This window comes from Nonomuraea candida, from assembly GCF_000725485.1.
Lineage (GTDB): Bacteria > Actinomycetota > Actinomycetes > Streptosporangiales > Streptosporangiaceae > Nonomuraea > Nonomuraea candida.
This window is the reverse complement of sequence record NZ_JOAG01000031.1, coordinates 138,150-154,319: the sequence shown is the minus strand read 5'-3', so window position 1 is coordinate 154,319 and position 16,170 is coordinate 138,150. Positions and strand designations below refer to the sequence as shown.

Here is a 16,170-nt window from a genome sequence, read left to right as displayed (position 1 = left end):
GCCACCTTCATCGACGGCAAACTCATCGAACGACCCGCAGAATCACCCGTCCCCACAGCCGCCTAAGAACTCATGATCCACAAGTCTTGACTATTGCTCTAAAGGATGACGCTCCATACCGAAGAGGTCAGCACCATGTCAGCACCCGTGTTGATATGCACCACAATCAACCACAAACAACAAGAAGCCCCAGACTCGGGATTCGCGTCCTGAGCGGGGGCTTTGTCCTGTGTTTGACCAGGTCAGCCTGGTGTGCTGGGGGAAGTGTCGGTTTGATTAGGAAGATCATGCGCCAGCCCGTGCCGAAGAAGTCGGCGTCCACCAGCCAGCTCGCCAGCACGGGGCCGCCGACCGAGGAGATGGTCATGACCGGCCCGAACATGCCGAACGCCTTGCCCAGCTCGTGCGGCGGGAACATCTCCTTGATCAGCCCCAGGCCCTGCGGCAGCATCACGGCCCCGAACAGGCCCTGCAGCACGCGGCTGGCGATCAGCATCTCGGGGCTCACGGAGATGCCGCACAGCAGCGAGGCGAAGGTGAAGCCGGCTTGGGCTGTCCGGGGGCTTGGGCCGTCCTGGGCTTAGGTCGTGCTTAGGCCCATGTGCCTAGGCCCCGCGCCCGATGTGCTCTCCTGCCGTTTCGCCATAGTTTTCCGGTTATGACAACGACGGTTGAAGGAACTGCGGACGCGCCGGCCGGTGTGGTGTCCCGGCCGTACCGCGCACTGAGCATCGGACTGGTGGCGCTGGTCACGCTGCAGGCGTTCGAGGCCATGGCGGTGGCCACGGCCATGCCGGTGATCGCGCGTGAGCTCGACGGCATGTACCTGTACAACCTGGCCTTCAGCGCCACCCTGGCGGCCAGCGTGATCGCGACCGTGCTGGGCGGGCGCTGGAGTGACGTGCGGGGGCCGCTCCAGCCCATCGGCGTCGGCGTGGCGGCCTTCGTGGCAGGGCTGCTGCTGGCCGGGTTCGCGCCGACCATGGAGGTCTTCGTGGCGGGCCGGTTCGTGCAGGGGCTCGGCATGGGGCTGACCCAGGTGGCGCTGATGGTGCTGGTGGCCAGGGCGTACCCGGCGGCGATGCATCCGCGGGTGTTCGCCCTGTTCTCGGCGGCCTGGGTGGTGCCCTCCATGGTCGGGCCCGCCATCGCCGGCTTCATCGCGGAGAACCTCGACTGGCGCTGGATCTTCCTCGGCGTCACGGTGGTCGTCGTCCCGGCGGCGCTGCTGCTGTGGCGCGGCACCGCCGGCCGGGACGTCGAGCAGGGCGTCGCCGGGCCCGCCCCCGGTCTCGGCCGCAAGCTCGTCTTCGCCACGCTGACCGCCGTCGCCGCCGCCCTGATCCAGTACGGCAGCGCGCTCAAGCTCGCCGGCCTGCCCCTGCTCGTGGCCGGGGTCGTCCTGCTGGTCGTCTCCCTGCCCCGGCTGCTGCTGCCCGGCTCGCTCAGGGCCGCCCGCGGCCTGCCGACCGCGCCGCTGCTGCGCGGGCTGGCCTTCGGCTCGTACACGGCGGCCGAAGTGCTCATCCCCCTCATGCTCAAGAACGAGCGCGGTCTGAGCGCCACCGCGGCCGGCCTCGTCCTCACCCTCGGGGCGCTCGGCTGGTCCGCCGGCTCCTGGCTCAAGGGCCGCGGCCTGGTCGGCAACATGACGGCCCTGCGCGGCGGCGGGCTGCTGATCACCGCCGGCATCTCGCTGGTCACGCTCGTCCTGCTCGACCCGGTGCCGCTCGCGCTGGCCTACGTCGGCATGACCGCCGTCGGCCTGGGCATCGGCATGCTGCACCCCACCGTGTCGGTCCTGGTGCTGGAGATGTCGAAGGAGGGCGAGGAGGGCAACAACTCCGCGGCCGTGGGCGTGGGCGAGTCGGTGTTCACCGTGGTCGCCGTCGCGGTCAGCGGCGCCCTGTTCACCGCCGCCGCCGAGAACTACGCGGCCGGTCTCCTGTTCACCGTCGCGCTCGCCCTTCTGGGCGCCGTCCTGGCCCCGCGTTTCGTGCACTCCTCCGCAGCGGGCACTATGGAGAGAACCGCGTCATAAGGGGGGTACATGCCGCGAGTGCGGGAGCTCGAGGTCTTCCGGCTGGTCCTGCCGTACGGCAGGAGGTCGGAGACCCTGCTCGTCAAGCTCACCGACCATGGCGGCATGACCGGCTGGGGCGAGATGACCTCACCAGGGGCGAAGACCTGGTCCAAGCTGGAGGAGTCGCTGGCGGCGCTGCTCGTCGGGGTCGACTGGGAGCACCCCGACACGGTGCCCAGCGGCGACCCGGCCGTCGACATGGCCTGCTGGGACCTGTGGACCAGGATGCGCGGGGTGCCGCTGGCCGAGGCGATCGGCGGCACCCGCACCTCGCTCATGGCCACCGTGCGGCTGGCGCCCGACCCGTCCGTGGAGAGCCTCGTGTCCCGGGTCAACCAGCAGGTCTGCGCGGGTTACGGGCACGTGACGCTCGACGTCAGGCCCGGCTGGGACGTGGAGCCCGTACGCGCGGTGCGGCAGGCGTACCCGGCGCTGACCCTGGCCGTCGACTGCGGCAACGCCTACACCGACCTCGGCCAGCTCGTCGCGCTCGACTCCTACGGCCTGGAGGTCATCGAACGGCCCTTCGCCACCACCGACGTCTACGCCCACGCCTCGCTCCAGGACCAGGTGGCCGCCTCGGTCGCGGTCGAGGCCCACTCGGCGGCCGAACTCGACGACTACCTCACGCTGCGGGCGGCGCGGGTGCTGCTGCTGCGGCCCGCCGCCTTCCCGTCCCTGTCGGAGACCAGGCGCGCCCACGACCGGGCCGCGGCGGCGGGCTGGGACATCCAGTGCACGGGCGGCCAGGGCGCCGGCCTGGCCCGCGCGGCCACGGTCGCGGTCGCCAGCCTGCCCGGGTGCACCCTGCCGTGCGACGTCACGCAGCCGCCCCGCCAGAACCAGATCGTCTCCCCGATCGTGGGCGCCAACGCCGGCGTCATCGCCGTCCCCCTGACCCAGTCCGGGCTGGGCCACGACATCGACGAGCCCCGCGTCCGCCGCATGGCCAAGGAATCCTTCCACTCGTAACCGGGGCGGTCACGGGCGCGAGGCCGGCTCGGCGGGCAGCACCGCCAGGGCCCCGGTGCCGGCGGCGGCGTAGTCGCCGCGCATCTTCAGCGCCGGGCTGTTGGCCGAGACCGTGCTGAGCCGGGCGGTGTTGTCGCCGGCCGGCGCCTGGTCGAGCAGCCTTCGCGCGAGCGTGCGCACCCGCCGGGAGCGGGCGTCAGATGGGCAGGGCGTCGCGCAGGCTGACGCCGGTGAGGATGTCGGCCAGGCCGTAGAAGCGGGAGCCGGCCTCGATGACCGCGTCCCGGATCCGGTGCGCGCGATGGGTCAGCCCGCCCACGGGGGTGCTCGCGACGGCGACGCCCGGGGCGTAGTCGGTGGTGGTGGCGACGGCGGGGCCCGCAAGGGCGAAGGCGGTCAGGGCAGCGGCGGGCAGGGTGGTGGTGAGCAGGGCGGTGGTGAACAGGCGGGCAGGGCGGTGGCGCATGGCGGGATCTCCCGGGTGAACGTACGGCGACGGCCTCGTCCCAGGAGATCACGGCCCGTCACGGCTTCGGAGAGTGCGCCACGGCGGCCAGACGGGTTCTTTAACGCGCGACGGTCAGGGCGTCCCCGGCGCGGGCTCCAGCAGGCGCACGATCTCGGCGTGGCCGGTGCTCAGGAAGTACTCCGCGCGCAGCTCGCCCGTGGCCTCGCGGACCTCGGCCACCACCCGGACGTCGCCCCCTTCCGTCTTCTCGCGCCGCACGCCGATCCGCGTCCCGGGCGGCGCGTGCTCCCCGGCCCGCGCGCGCAGCTCCGCCTCGATGTCCTGGCCGGCGTGGCGGCGGGCGAGGTCGACGGGGCGCAGGCCCCTGGCGTCGGCCGCCGCCGGCCGCGCGCCGCCGTCGAGCAGCGCCCTGACCACGGAGGCCGCGCCGCGCTCGGCGGCGTGGGAGAGGGCGGTGCGGCCGGCGGAGTCGCGGGCGTCGGGGTCGGCGCCGTGGCCGAGCAGCGCCCGCACGACGGCGAGCCGCTCGTTCGCGGCGGCCCAGTGCAGGGCCGTCATGCCGCCGGGCTGCTCCGGCAGGCCGGGGCCGGCGCCCGCGTCGAGCAGGGCGGTCACCACGTCGAGGTGCCCCCAGCAGGCCGCGGCGCACAGGGGCCGCCCCTCGCCGTCGCCCTCGCTGACGCGGTCGGGGTCGGCGCCGGCCGCCAGCAGCGTGCGCACGACGGCCGCGTGCCCCTGTACGGCGGCCCGGTAGAGCGCCGTGTCGCCGTCGGCGCCGGGCCGGTCAGGGGGCGTGCCGGCGTCGAGGAGCCGCCTGACCTCGTCGTGCTCTCCGAGTGCCGCCGCCGTCAGCAGGTCGTCCGTGCTCATGCTCCCCGAGTCTGTACGCCGCACCCCGTCCGATTCCACCCGTTTTTCATGATCTACAACGTAAAGGCGGGTTCATCCCTTCGTGGACGCGCCCCCGCACCCCTCCGTCAACCCCTTGGTCGGGTCCTCGCCGCCCTCCCGGACCGGCTTCTTCGCGGACTTCCTGGGCGACGGCGACGACGAGAGAGCCGGCGAAGGGGCGGACGAAGGGGCGGCGGAGGCGGCGACCGGCGCCTTCGTCCGGGCCGAGTCCCTGATCGCCTTGGCCGCGATGTCGCGGATCTTCTCCCAGTCGGGGTAGCCCGTGTTGATCAGCGGTGGCACGAACTGCACGCTCGACACCTCGGCGTTCTTCACCTTCAGCGCCAGCGGCACCAGGTGCTGGAGCATCGGCCGGGGGATGTCGGTCCTGATCAGCTCCTTGGTGGCCAGCGCGATCTGGTTGAACCTGGTCAGCACCGTGCCCGGGTCGGCCTGGTCGAGGATGGCGCCGAGCACGCACTTCTGGCGGCGCATCCGGGTGTAGTCGTCGCTGTAGGTGCGCGAGCGGGCGTACCACATGGCGTCGGCGCCCTTGAGCTTGCGCGTGCCGGCCTTGACCAGGCCCTCGTTGTACTTGCCGAAGATGACGTCCTGCTCGACGGTGATGGTGACGCCGCCGATGGCGTCGATGAGGCGGGCGAAGCCCCACATGTTGACCAGGGCGTACCAGTCGACCTTGAGGCCGAGGGTGTAGCCGATGGTGTCCATGAGGACCTTGGCGCCCTGGTGCTGCTTGCCGTCGAAGAGCTCGGGGTGGGCGTCGGCGTACTCCCAGACGCTGTTGAGCAGGTCGCTGGCGCCGCCGCCGGGGTCCTTGGGCAGGTCGAAGCCGTTGGGGAAGCGGCGGGCCATGGGGGTGCCAGGGCGGAAGCGCACGTCCTCCAGGTTGCGGGGGAGGCTGAACAGCACGGTGTTGCCGGTCTTCACGTCGACGCTGGCCAGGTTCATGCTGTCGGTGCGCACGCCGGTCCTGTGGTCGTCGGCGTCGCCGCCGAGCAGCAGGATGTTGACCCGGTCGCGGCCGGCGAAGGGGTCTTCCGGCTTGGGCTCGGGGGGCGGGGGCTGCCCGTCGTTCTCGGGCGTCCTGAAGATCTGGTCGAGCGCCTCGCGGGAGGTGACGGCGGTCTGCGCGGCGTACCCGAAGGGCACCACGACCACGACGGCGAGCAGCCCGGCCACGGTGCCGGTGAGGATCTGCCCGGACTGGGCGAGCCGGCCGGGCCGCAGGACCACGAAGGAGTGGACGATGAGCGCGAACCAGGCCAGGCCGAGGACGATGGCGCCGGTCATGATGGCGGTGAGCCAGGAGTCCTGGGTGGCCGAGCCGGCCAGGGCGCCGAGGTCGTTGGTGAGGACGAACGCCAGCAGGCCCAGCAGCAGGGCGGCGAAGCAGGAGACGAGGACCAGCCCGGTCTTGCGCCAGCCGGCGCGCAAGTGGGCGGCCCCGGGCACGAGTGCCGCCAGCACCAGCCACCCGAGGACCGCCGTGGCGCTCACTGGTTCCTTAGCCTGCCGCACGCGCACGCCTTCCCCGTTTCCCCGCGCATTCCACCATAGGCGCAAAGTCCGCAACCTGCGCTCAACAACGCGATGCGGCCGCCTCGGGCCTTCATAGAGGCGGCAGCCTACGCATCAGATACGAAATATGTCTTTATCGGAGGGTGAACATCCGTAACCGAATAAGATTCGGGGCATGGGCTTCTCGGAGATCGAGTACGGGGTGACCGATCGCATCGCCACCGTCACATTGAAGCGCCCGGAGCGGCTGAACGCCTTCACCTTTACGATGCGCGGAGAGTTGATCGAGGCGTTCGACCGCGCCGACGCCGATGACGACGTCCGCGCCGTGGTGGTCACCGGGGCGGGCCGCGCGTTCTGCGCCGGCGCCGACCTGGGCGGGGGCGGGGGCACGTTCGGGCGCCTGCACGAGGGGGAGCGCGCGGAGGAGACCGTGGACGGCGCGCCCCGCGACGGCGGCGGCACGGTCGCGCTCCGCATCGCCCGCTCGCTCAAGCCCGTCATCGGCGCGATCAACGGCCCCGCCGTGGGCGTCGGGCTGACGATGACGCTGCCCATGGACGTCAGGCTCGCCGCCGACACGGCGAAGTTCGGGCTGGTGTTCGCCAGGCGCGGGATCGTCACCGAGGCGGCGTCGAGCTGGTTCCTGCCCAGGATCGTGGGCATCGCCCAGGCCATGGAGTGGGCGGCGACCGGCCGGGTCTTCCCCGCCGCCGAGGCGCTCGCCGGGCGGCTCGTCTCCCGCGTCTACCCGGCCGATGAGCTGCTGCCGGCGGCGTACGCGCTGGCGCGGGAGATCGCCGACAACACCTCGGCCGTCTCGGTGGCGGCCATCCGCCGGCTGATGTGGTCGGGCCTGTCGGCCGCCTCGCCCTGGGAGGCGCACGCGGCCGACTCCCGCCTCATGGCCGAGCTGGGCGGGGCGCCGGACGCGGTCGAGGGCGTCACGGCGTTCCTGGACAAGCGGCAGGCCGCCTTCCCGATGAAGGTGAGCGAGGATCTGCCCGCCGGTGTGCCGTCGTGGCCGGACGATCCCTATGGTGTCTAGCATGTACGAGATCACCGTGCTGCCCCTGCCCGACGACTTCGAGGGCGAGGTCGTGGCGACGCTGGTGTCCAGGAGGGTCGGCGCCGGCTCCCGCAGGGCCGTGCTCTACCTGCACGGGTTCACGGACTACTTCTTCCAGGACCACCTGGCCGAGCACTACGTCCAGCGCGGCATCGACTTCTACGCGCTCGACCTGCGCAAGTACGGCCGCTCCTTGCTGCCGCACCAGACCAGGGGCCTGATCAGGAGCGTCACCGACTACTTCCCCGAGATCGACGAGGCCGTGCGGATCATCCGCCGGGACCACGACGAGCTGACGATCAACGCCCACTCCACCGGCGGGCTGATCGCGCCGCTGTGGGCCGACCGGGTCCGCGGCCGGGGGCTGGTGCAGGGGCTCGTGCTCAACAGCCCGTTCTTCGACCTCAACGTGCCCACCCCGCTGCGGCTGGCGGCCGACCTGCTCAAGACGCCGCTGTCGTACACGCGCAGGGCGCTGCCGCTGGGCGTCAGCACCGTCTACGGGCGCACCCTGCACCGCAGCGAGCAGGGCGAGTGGGACTACGACCTGGAGCTCAAGCCGCTGGGCGGCTTCTCGGTGCACGGGATGTGGCTGGCGGCCATCAGGCGGGCGCAGCGGCGGCTGCACGCGGGCCTGGCGGTGGACGTGCCGGTGCTCGTGCTGGCCTCGTCGGCCGGGCTGCGGGTGCGCGACTTCGTGCCGGAGGCGCTCTCGGCCGACGTCGTGCTCGACCCGCGGCAGATCGCCCGCTGGTCCACGGCGCTCGGGCCGCACGTCACGTGCGTGCGCATCACCGACGGGCTGCACGACCTGGTGCTGTCGGCCGAACCGGCGCGCAAGCAGGTCTTCGCCGAGCTCGACCGGTGGATGAACGCGTACCTGCCGGGGGAGGGTGCGTAAAGCCGCGCCCCCATCGCGCGCCCGTTTCACCAGGGGAAGGAGAACAGGCCGTAGTAGGCCGCGGCCACCAGCAGCAGCCCGGTGCCGCCGAGCACGCCCCCGACCGCGACGTGCTGCCACCGGCTCGGCTGCAGGCCCTCGCGCAGCGCCGACACGTACGCCGCCACCGCCGTCACCTCCTGGATGAGCATCAGCACGGCCAGCACCCGCACGACCAGCCAGCCCGCCAGCACGGCGGGCCAGGCGCCGGCCTGGTTGATCGAGAACAGCACCAGCAGCGTGATGAACGCGACCACCGAGGCCAGCAGGCCCAGCCCGGTCCACGCCATCCTGCTGAGCCTGCGCCTGATCGGCGCCCACAGCCTGGCGTTGGTCTCGACGGAGGTGTGGCGGTGGCGCAGGCGTACGACCATGGCGGCGACCGGGCCCGCCACGTAGCCGACGGCGGCCAGGCAGATCGTCAGGCCGAGCATGGTGCCGCCGGCGTACCAGGGGGCGGCCGGCACGTCGCTGGCCTCGAAGCGCTGGACCGGGGTGGCGCCCGCCATGTGCACGGCCGGCTTCGCGGTGCCGGGCAGGCCCTTGATCCAGTTGGCGAGGGTTTCGAGGTAGCCCTTGGTGAACGGGCCGCCGTGGACCCGCATGGCGTGGTCGCCCTCGGCCATGAAGCGGATCGTGTAGTTGTCGTTGCCCGCCCTGCCCATCGCGGTGATGAGCGCCTTGGTGGACTCGACGAAGGGGATCGAGGGGTCGGTGGTGCCGTAGAACGCCAGGACCGGCTGCCTGACCCGGCTTAAGGCGGGCATCGCGTCGTAGCGCAGGAAGTCGAACCCGACCCCGCCCATGGCCCTGGTCAGCAGGTCGCGGGCGCCGATGGGCGCGCGCAGGCGCAGGAGCTGCTCGTTCAGCGCCCAGGCGACCTGGCGCAGCGGGGAGACGTTCGGCGAGGACACCAGCACCATGAACCCGACCGAGGAGCTCTTGGCCGCCGCGATCGGCACCACCCAGCCGCCCTCGGACACGCCCCAGATGCCGATCCGCGTGGGGTCGATCTCGGGGCGCGTGCGCAGGTACTCGACCATCCGCAGCGCGTCGTCGGCCAGCAGCCCGAAGTCGCGGTGGCGGAAGTCGTAGCCGATCGTGCGCTTGTCGAACGCGATCGTCGCCACCCCGGCCCTGGCCAGGAACTCCGCCTGCGGCGTGAACTCCGTGCGCGAGCCGTTGCCCGACCCCGACACGAACACCATCGCCGGATGCCGCCCCGGGGTGAGCGGCACCCGCAGGGTGCCCTCCAGGCGCTGGGCCTCCGCGGGGAGCGAGATCTCCTCGCGGCGGACGGGGCCGTTCGCCGCGACGGGCCGCCGCTCCTCGGCGGGTTGCGCCGGGATGGCCTGGAACGCCGGATCGACCTTGAGGGGTGGCGGGTCGAATGCGGGTGGCAGAACGTATCCGACCGAAGCGAGAGCCACCAGCACCAGGCCGGCGGCGACGCTCAAGGTGCCACGGCCAGTGCGCATTGGCCTCCCCATGTGCGTTGTTTTGCCCGCTGATCGTCCAGCCTACTCCCGGCGCTGGGACGGAAGAGACCGCATTTGTCGGTGGGACCTGTTAGCTTCCTGCGACATGCGGATCCTGCACACCTCCGACTGGCATCTGGGGCGCTCCTTCCACCGGGAGAGCCTGCTCGCCGGTCAGGCGGCGTTCGTCGATCACCTGGTCGAGACGGTGCGGGCCGAGCGGGTCGACGTGGTGGCGATCGCGGGCGACGTCTACGACCGCGCGCTGCCGCCGGTCGACGCGGTGGCCCTGCTCGACGAGGCGCTCGGGCGGCTGCGCGGGGCCGGGGCGCGGGTGGTGCTCATCAGCGGCAACCACGACTCGGCGCTGCGGCTGCGGTTCGGCTCGGCGCTGTTCGAGGAGGCGGGGGTGCACGTGCGCACCTCGCCCGACCGGTCGTGGGAGCCGGTGCTGGTGGACGGCGTGGCCTTCTACGGCATCCCCTACCTGGAGCCGGAGCTGGTGCGGGCGGCGTGGGAGCTGCCCGACCGCAGCCACACCGCCGCGATCTCGCACGCGATGACCCGCATCAGGGCCGACGCCGCGCGGCACCGGGCCTCGGTGGTGCTGTCGCACTGCTTCGTGACCGGGGGGCAGGCCAGCGACAGCGAGCGCGACATCAGCGTCGGCGGGGTGGCGCACGTGCCGCTGCCGGTGTTCGACGGGGTCGACTACGTGGCGCTCGGCCACCTGCACGGGCGGCAGCGCATGTCGGAGACCGTGCGTTACTCGGGCTCGCCGCTGGCCTACTCCTTCTCCGAGGTGGGGCACGTCAAGGGGTCGTGGCTGGTGACGCTGGGGGAGGGGGCGGAGTTCGTGCCCGCCCCGGTCCCGCGCCCGGTGGGCCGGCTCCGCGGCGAGCTGGCCGACCTGCTCGCCTCCTCCCGCTACACCGCCTACGAGGACCACTGGCTCCAGGTGATCCTGACCGACGCGGTGCGCCCCAAGTCGGCCATGGAGCGGCTGCGCGCCCGCTTCCCGCACACGCTGGCGCTCTCCTTCGACCCGGTGGGGGCCGCCCCCGCCGCCGCCCCCGTGCGGGTGAGCGGCCGGCCGGAGGCGGAGGTCGCCCTCGACTTCGTCCGCGAGGTGCGCGGCGAGCCTGCCGCACCCGAGGAGGAAGACCTGCTAAGACAGGCCATCGAGGCGTCGAGGGCGAAGGAGACGATGGCGTAGATGCGGCCGCACCGGCTCACGCTCACCGCGTTCGGGTCCTTCCCCGGCACCGAGACCGTCGACTTCGACGCCCTGTCGGAGGCCGGCCTCTTCCTCGTCCACGGGCCGACCGGGGCGGGCAAGACCACGATCCTCGACGCGTTGTGCTTCGCCCTCTACGGCCAGGTGCCCGGGCAGCGCAACAGCGCCCGCAGCCTGCGCTGCGACCACGCCCCGCCCACGGTGGGCCCGTCGGTCACGCTGGAGGTGTCGATCCGCGGGCGGTTACTGCGCATCCAGCGCTCCCCGGCCTGGCAGCGGCCGAAGCTGCGCGGCGCCGGCACCACCGAGGAGAAGTCCAAGGTCGTCCTGTCGGAGTGGCGCGAGTCCGACTGGCACGGCCTGACCACGCGCCTCGACGAGGCCGGCGACCTGGTGGGCCAGCTACTGGGCATGAACGCCGACCAGTTCTGCCAGGTGGCGATGTTGCCGCAGGGCGACTTCGCGCGCTTCCTGCGCGCCGACGGGGAGGAGCGCTCGAAGCTGCTGGAGCGGCTGTTCACCGTCAAGATCTTCACCTCCGCCGAGTCGTGGCTGGCCGACCACCGCAAGCAGGCCTGGCGGGAGGCGCAGGAGCTGCGGCAGCAGGTGGACTTCGCGGTCAAGCGCGTGGAGGAGGCCGCCGGCGACGACCTGCCCGCCACCCTCACCACCACCTTCACCACCACCGCCGCCCAGCCTTCCTTCGCGCCCGACGAGGCCGGCCCTGACGAGCCGGCGGCGCTCTTCGACCTGCCCGCCGACTCGCAGTCCGCAGGCGGGGGAGCCGTGGGCGGTTCCGTGGCGGAGGAGGAGGCGCCGACGCCGGAGTCCGATCCGGTGCGGTGGGCCGGGGCGCTGCTGGAGGCCGCGCGGGCCGTCGTGCGGCGGACCGAGGAGGAGCACGAGGCCGCCGGTCGCTCGTTGCGGGCGGCGCGGGCGCGCTTCGAGCAGGCCGCCGCCCTCGCCGACCGCCGGCGCCGCCACGCGGAGGCGGTCACCCTGCGCCGGACGCTCGACGAGCGTGCCGACGAGCGCGCCGACCTCCAGGCCATCCTCGACGACGCCGCCCGGGCCGACCGGGTGATCCCGCTCATCACGGCCGTCGGACAGCGCGTGGAGACCGCCGTCAAGGCCCGTACGATGGCCGCCGACGCCCTCGCCCGCGCCCGCCCCCTCCTGCCCGCCGCCCCGTCCGGCGCACCCACGACCCACCACCTCGACGCCCCGGCCGCGCACGCCCCGGCCGCCGGTGCCGGGGGGACCGGAGGGTTCGCGGACAGCGCCGGCGCCGGTCCCGGCGGTGGCGGGCCGTCCGTGGCCGAGCTGGCCGCTCTGGAGCGGCGGAGGCAGGACGAGATCGCCCGGCTGTCCGAGCTGCTCACCGAAGAGGCCAGGCTCTCGGTGGTGCGACGGGACCTGCGCAAGGTCGAGGAGGAGCTGGACGGGCTCGTACACACCGACGAGGCCGTGGCCGCGCGGCTGGCCGTGCTGCCCGAGCTGATCGAGCGGGCCGAGGCCGGGCTCGCCGAGGCCCGGGTGGCCGCCGCGCGGATTCCGGCGGCCAGGGCCGTACGCGACGCCGCCGCCCACCTGATCGACATCGACCGGGAGCTGGCCGGGCTGGCGGTGGAGCTCGACGCGCTGACGCAGCGCGAGGCCGAGATCGCCGCCGCGGAGGCCGAGCTGCCCGGCCGGCTCGCGGACGCCGGCGCCGCCCTGGCCGAGGTGCGCGCGCAGGCGGCGGCCATCCCCGCCGCGACCGCGGCCCTCGACGCCGCCAGGGCCGCGGCGCAGGCCGCGCACCGGCGGGAGGCGCTGGCGGCGGAGCTGGCGGCGGCCGGCGCGGCTCACCAGGTGCTCGTCGACCAGGCCCAGGCCCTCCGGGAGCGCTGGCTCGACCTGCGGCAGGCCCGCATCGACGGCATGGCGGCCGAGCTGGCGCGCGACCTGGCCGACGGGCGGCCGTGCGCGGTCTGCGGCTCCGAGCACCACCCGCACCCTGCCTCCCCGGCCCCGAGCGCCCCGTCGGCCGACGACGAGCGCGAGGCCGAGACCGCCCACGAAGCCGCCCTGGCCGCGCGCGAGGCCGCCGAGCGCGACCTCGCCTCGCTGCGGTCCCGGCACGCCGACGCGGTGGAGGCCACCGGGGGGCTCGACGTCGCGGCGGCCGAAGAGCGGGTGGAGCTGGCCGAGCAGGAGGTGGCCCGCCTCCGGGCGGCGGCCGACCGGGAGCCGGCCCTGGCCGCGGCGCTCGAACGCGTCGAGTCCGAGCGCGAGCGCGTCCGCGACCGGTCCCGCGAGCTCGCCGAGGCCCTGGCCGCCCACCGCTCCCACCGCCTGCACCTGGAGTCCGAACGCACCCGGGTCCGCGACCAGCTCGCCCGCACCCTCGACCTCACACCCCCGACCCCCGCCGGCGTGGACGGTGGCGGCGTGGACGGTGGTGGCGCGTCGGGCGCGAGCGCGCTGGACGGTGGCGGGACGCCGAGAGCGAGCGCGGCCGATGGCGCCGAGGTGGCCGGGGCGAGCGTGGTGGACGGTGCGGCGGTGCTGGCCGTGGCCGAGCGGGAGCTGCGCGGGCTGGAGGCGGTCGCCGCGCGGGAGCGCGCGCTGGCCGAGGAGGCGGGCGGGCTCAACCGGGAGCGGCAGGAGCTGGAGGAGCGCGGCCGGCGGGTGGCGGCGCGGCTGGCGGCCTGCCGCACCCGGCAGGAGGAGCTGAGCGGCGACGCGGGCCGGCTGGGCGCGCGGCTGGACGCGGCGCGGGCCGGCGACGCCACCCTGACCGCCCGCCTGTCCAGGCTGAACGACGAGGCCGAGCTGCTGCGCGAGGCGCTGGAGGCGATGCAGGCGGCGGTGGCGGCCCGTGACGAGCTGGCCAGGGCCGAGGCGGCGGCCGAGGAGGCGGCGGCCGAGGCGGGGTTCGCGGACGTGCGGGAGGCGGAGGCGGCCTACCGGAGCCAGGCGGAGCGGGAGGGCAAGGCGGAGCTGCTGCGCAGGCTGGACGACGAGCACGCGGCCGTCAGCGCCGTGCTGGCCGACCCGGAGCTGGTGGCCGCGGCGGCCGAGCCGGCGCCCGATCTGGCGGCGATCGAGGCCGAGCGGGACGCGCTGGAGGCGGCGTACACGAGGGTGTCGAGCGCCCGCGACCGGGCGGCGGCCAGGGCGCGGCGGCTGGAGGAGCTGCACGCCGAGCTGGCCGAGTGCGTCGAGCGCTGGCGTCCGGCGGCCGACCGGCACCGGCTGGCCGAGCGGATGGCGGCGCTGGCCGGCGGCACCTCCACCGACAACCGGTGGAGCATGAGCCTGTCGTCGTTCGTGCTGGGCGAGCGGCTGCGGCAGGTGGTGGCCGCCGCGAACGAGCGGCTCGACCACATGTCGGGCGGGCGCTACCTGCTACGGCACGACCTGCGCAAGACGGCGGGCTCCCGGGGCCGCGCGGGCGGCGGGCTGGGCCTGCGGGTGGCCGACGGGTGGACGGGCGTCGACCGCGACCCGGCCACGCTGTCGGGCGGCGAGAGCTTCATCACCTCCCTGGCACTGGCGCTCGGGCTGGCCGACGTGGTCATGGCCGAGGCGGGCGGCACGGAGCTGGGCACGCTCTTCGTGGACGAGGGCTTCGGCACGCTCGACGAGGACACCCTCGACGGCGTGCTCGACATCCTGGACGGCCTGCGCGACGGCGGCCGCGCCGTCGGCATCGTGAGCCACGTGGCGGAGCTGCGCTCCCGGATCACCGCACAACTCAAGGTCACCAAGACCCGCACCGGCTCCACCTTGGCCACGACCGGCGTCGGCTGATCGAGGTGCGGCCATCCCGCCGAACTGACCCACCGGCTGCCCTCACCCCGGTGGCGGCCTGCCCGCCTCTTGCGCGGACCGTGGAGGAGACGCGCCTCGGCCGGTGAGAAGGGGCGCTCTCCGACGTACGGAGTCCGGTGGCGCGGCCGGCCGGTGCGGCAGGTCCGGGTGCCCGGGATGGGCTCGGGCGTATCGGCGATGTGGGACCGGGATGGGGACGGGTGTATCGGCAGTGCGGGATCGGGGCGGGGACGGGCGTATCGGCAGTGCGGGATCGGGGAGCGATGTGCGCCCCGTCAGCGCCGGTCAGGTGCGGTAGCGGAGCCAGACCAGGCCGTCGGGGAGGCTCTGCGCGGCGACGAGGGTGAGGGGTGCGGCAGCCGGGCGGTCGCCGTACCAGTAGCGGGTGGCGCGCTCGCCGGCCAGGCAGGGGTGGACGAGGAGGCTGACCTCGTCCAGCAGCCCGCCCGCCAGCAGGGCGCCGATGAGGCGGCCGCCGCTGTCCACGCGCACGACGCTGATGCCGTCGTCGCGGGCGAGCGTGCGCAGGGCGTCGGCGAGGTCGACCCGGTCGGTGCCCGTGACGAGCTCGCGTACGGGCCGGTCGGGCGGGCGCGGGGGAGTGGCGTGGCTGTGCAGGGCCACGACGTCGGACCAGTGACCGGCCTGGCGCAGCGCCTCCCACCGGGTGACGCGGCCGCGGCCGTCCACGACGGCCAGCAGCGGCCTGCCAGCGGCCGGGCCGGGCCCACCGGCCCCGGCCCCGGCCTCGGCTCCGGCCTCGGTTGCGGTCTCGGTTGCGGCCAGGGCCGCCTCCTGGGCGAGGATGGTGTCGGAGCCGGTCAGGGTCAGGTCTTCGTTCCAGGTCTGGGCGAGCCCGTAGAAGAGGGCGAGGTCCGGCTGGAATCCCGTGGTGGCCCCGTCGAGGGACACGGCCACGTGCGCCACCACGTACGGACGTTGCGTACCTGAAGACATGCCTTCACGGTACGCGGCCGCTCAGTCGAGGGCGGCGATCAGGTCGGGCAGGGTGGCGGGGTCGTGGAAGAGCGTCGCGCCCAGACCCGACAGGCGGGAGGCGGGGGTGAGGCCGCCGGCGAAGGCGAGGCAGCGCATGCCCGCGCTGATCGCCGCCGTCACACCGAACGGGCTGTCCTCCACCACCACGCACCGCTCCGGCTCGGCGCCCATGGTGGCCGCGGCGTGCAGGAACAGGTCGGGCGCGGGCTTGCCCCGTTCGACGTCCTCGGCGCTGAAGACGCGTCCGGCGAACCGGTCGGCCAGGCCGGTCGTCTCCAGGCTGCGGCGGATGACGTGGTGCCGGCCGTTGGAGGCCACGCAGGAGGGGACGGTGAGCCGGTCGAGCGCCGCCTCGATGCCCTCGACCGCGCACAGCTCGGCCTTCAGCGCCGCCGCGTAGTCGGCGTTGACCTGCTCGCGCCAGCCCGGCGGGGTGGGGCCGATCTGCTCCTCCCAGTACTCGTGGCTGCAGCCGACGAACCGCTCGATGTACTCGGCCTCGTCGATCGTCCAGCCCAGCCGTCGTACGGCGGCCAGGCCCACGCGTACGGAGATGCGCTCGCTGTCCACGAGCACCCCGTCACAGTCGAAGATCACCAGATCGATGGCCAAACCGTGTTCCTTTCCATGAGTCACTGCCGGGTGAAACGTAACATTGCGCAGGTGGTAGCTTC

General features: G+C 73.9%; 14 protein-coding genes. 6 read left to right on the top strand and 8 right to left on the bottom strand.

All coding sequences use genetic code 11. The features are described from left to right. Window positions 1-166: 166 nt before the first annotated feature. A complete protein-coding gene (locus tag IO39_RS29155; protein WP_043629519.1) occupies window positions 167-496 on the bottom strand; it encodes an MFS transporter in 330 nt (109 codons plus the stop codon). Window positions 497-658: 162 nt separating this feature from the next. Here IO39_RS29155 and IO39_RS29150 point away from each other — a divergent pair, with 162 nt between their 5' ends. Further along, window positions 659-2,041, top strand: coding sequence for an MFS transporter (locus tag IO39_RS29150; protein ID WP_063765363.1), 1,383 nt, complete (start codon window positions 659-661; stop codon window positions 2,039-2,041). Between the two features lie 9 nt (window positions 2,042-2,050). Next, window positions 2,051-3,055 carry an enolase C-terminal domain-like protein gene (locus IO39_RS29145; protein WP_043629517.1) on the top strand — a complete coding sequence of 335 codons (1,005 nt, stop codon included), beginning with the start codon at window positions 2,051-2,053 and terminating at the stop codon, window positions 3,053-3,055. A 9-nt stretch (window positions 3,056-3,064) separates the two neighbouring features. On the opposite strand, the gene IO39_RS54945 is transcribed toward IO39_RS29145, so the two are convergent. The 4 genes from IO39_RS54945 to IO39_RS29130 form a co-directional block, all read right to left on the bottom strand. Next, the gene (locus IO39_RS54945; protein WP_157549024.1) at window positions 3,065-3,235 is read right to left on the bottom strand and encodes a hypothetical protein; all 171 of its coding nucleotides are present in this window, start codon (window positions 3,233-3,235) and stop codon (window positions 3,065-3,067) included. Between the two features lie 16 nt (window positions 3,236-3,251). Further along, entirely contained in the window at window positions 3,252-3,521 is a 270-nt protein-coding gene (locus IO39_RS29140; RefSeq protein ID WP_043629515.1) for a hypothetical protein, read from the bottom strand. A 114-nt stretch (window positions 3,522-3,635) separates the two neighbouring features. Beyond that, on the bottom strand, window positions 3,636-4,394 hold the full coding sequence (locus IO39_RS29135; protein ID WP_043629512.1) for an ankyrin repeat domain-containing protein: 759 nt from the start codon (window positions 4,392-4,394) through the stop codon (window positions 3,636-3,638). Between the two features lie 72 nt (window positions 4,395-4,466). Further along, the gene (locus tag IO39_RS29130) at window positions 4,467-5,933 is read right to left on the bottom strand and encodes an LCP family protein (RefSeq protein WP_043629510.1); all 1,467 of its coding nucleotides are present in this window, start codon (window positions 5,931-5,933) and stop codon (window positions 4,467-4,469) included. Window positions 5,934-6,129: 196 nt separating this feature from the next. On the opposite strand from IO39_RS29130, the gene IO39_RS29125 reads away from it, so the two are divergent. Together IO39_RS29125 and IO39_RS29120 are read left to right on the top strand one after the other, a co-directional pair. Beyond that, complete coding sequence (locus IO39_RS29125) at window positions 6,130-7,002, top strand: enoyl-CoA hydratase-related protein (RefSeq protein WP_043629507.1); 873 nt, start codon at window positions 6,130-6,132, stop codon at window positions 7,000-7,002. A gap of 1 nt (window position 7,003) precedes the next feature. After that, window positions 7,004-7,924: an alpha/beta hydrolase gene (locus tag IO39_RS29120; protein ID WP_052423519.1), complete on the top strand. Its 921-nt coding sequence runs from the start codon at window positions 7,004-7,006 to the stop codon at window positions 7,922-7,924. 26 nt (window positions 7,925-7,950) lie between these two features. On the opposite strand, the gene IO39_RS29115 is transcribed toward IO39_RS29120, so the two are convergent. Continuing rightward, window positions 7,951-9,441, bottom strand: coding sequence for an alpha/beta hydrolase family protein (locus tag IO39_RS29115; RefSeq protein WP_043629504.1), 1,491 nt, complete (start codon window positions 9,439-9,441; stop codon window positions 7,951-7,953). A gap of 106 nt (window positions 9,442-9,547) precedes the next feature. Here IO39_RS29115 and IO39_RS29110 point away from each other — a divergent pair, with 106 nt between their 5' ends. Both IO39_RS29110 and IO39_RS59100 read left to right on the top strand, forming a co-directional pair. Continuing rightward, complete coding sequence (locus IO39_RS29110) at window positions 9,548-10,657, top strand: exonuclease SbcCD subunit D (RefSeq protein WP_043629501.1); 1,110 nt, start codon at window positions 9,548-9,550, stop codon at window positions 10,655-10,657. After that, on the top strand, window positions 10,658-14,476 hold the full coding sequence (locus IO39_RS59100) for an AAA family ATPase (RefSeq protein WP_043629498.1): 3,819 nt from the start codon (window positions 10,658-10,660) through the stop codon (window positions 14,474-14,476). 306 nt (window positions 14,477-14,782) lie between these two features. Here IO39_RS59100 and IO39_RS29100 read toward each other — a convergent pair whose 3' ends face one another. Beyond that, window positions 14,783-15,454 (bottom strand): dihydrofolate reductase family protein, encoded by a 672-nt coding sequence (locus IO39_RS29100; protein ID WP_043629495.1) that lies wholly within the window; start codon window positions 15,452-15,454, stop codon window positions 14,783-14,785. 21 nt (window positions 15,455-15,475) lie between these two features. After that, window positions 15,476-16,108, bottom strand: coding sequence for an HAD family hydrolase (locus IO39_RS29095; protein ID WP_211267210.1), 633 nt, complete (start codon window positions 16,106-16,108; stop codon window positions 15,476-15,478). Between the last annotated feature and the right edge of the window lie 62 nt (window positions 16,109-16,170).

Bases quoted from the DNA above. Each gene is read 5' to 3' on its own strand.
- IO39_RS29140 (WP_043629515.1), bottom strand. From the start codon at position 3,521: ATGCGCCACCGCCCTGCCCGCCTGTTCACCACCGCCCTGCTCACCACC.
- IO39_RS29155 (WP_043629519.1), bottom strand. From the start codon at position 496: ATGCTGATCGCCAGCCGCGTGCTGCAGGGCCTGTTCGGGGCCGTGATG.
- IO39_RS59100 (WP_043629498.1), top strand. From the start codon at position 10,658: ATGCGGCCGCACCGGCTCACGCTCACCGCGTTCGGGTCCTTCCCCGGC.
- IO39_RS29115 (WP_043629504.1), bottom strand. From the start codon at position 9,441: ATGCGCACTGGCCGTGGCACCTTGAGCGTCGCCGCCGGCCTGGTGCTG.
- IO39_RS29125 (WP_043629507.1), top strand. From the start codon at position 6,130: ATGGGCTTCTCGGAGATCGAGTACGGGGTGACCGATCGCATCGCCACC.
- IO39_RS29120 (WP_052423519.1), top strand. From the start codon at position 7,004: ATGTACGAGATCACCGTGCTGCCCCTGCCCGACGACTTCGAGGGCGAG.
- IO39_RS29150 (WP_063765363.1), top strand. From the start codon at position 659: ATGACAACGACGGTTGAAGGAACTGCGGACGCGCCGGCCGGTGTGGTG.
- IO39_RS29145 (WP_043629517.1), top strand. From the start codon at position 2,051: ATGCCGCGAGTGCGGGAGCTCGAGGTCTTCCGGCTGGTCCTGCCGTAC.
- IO39_RS29100 (WP_043629495.1), bottom strand. From the start codon at position 15,454: ATGTCTTCAGGTACGCAACGTCCGTACGTGGTGGCGCACGTGGCCGTG.
- IO39_RS29110 (WP_043629501.1), top strand. From the start codon at position 9,548: ATGCGGATCCTGCACACCTCCGACTGGCATCTGGGGCGCTCCTTCCAC.
- IO39_RS29135 (WP_043629512.1), bottom strand. From the start codon at position 4,394: ATGAGCACGGACGACCTGCTGACGGCGGCGGCACTCGGAGAGCACGAC.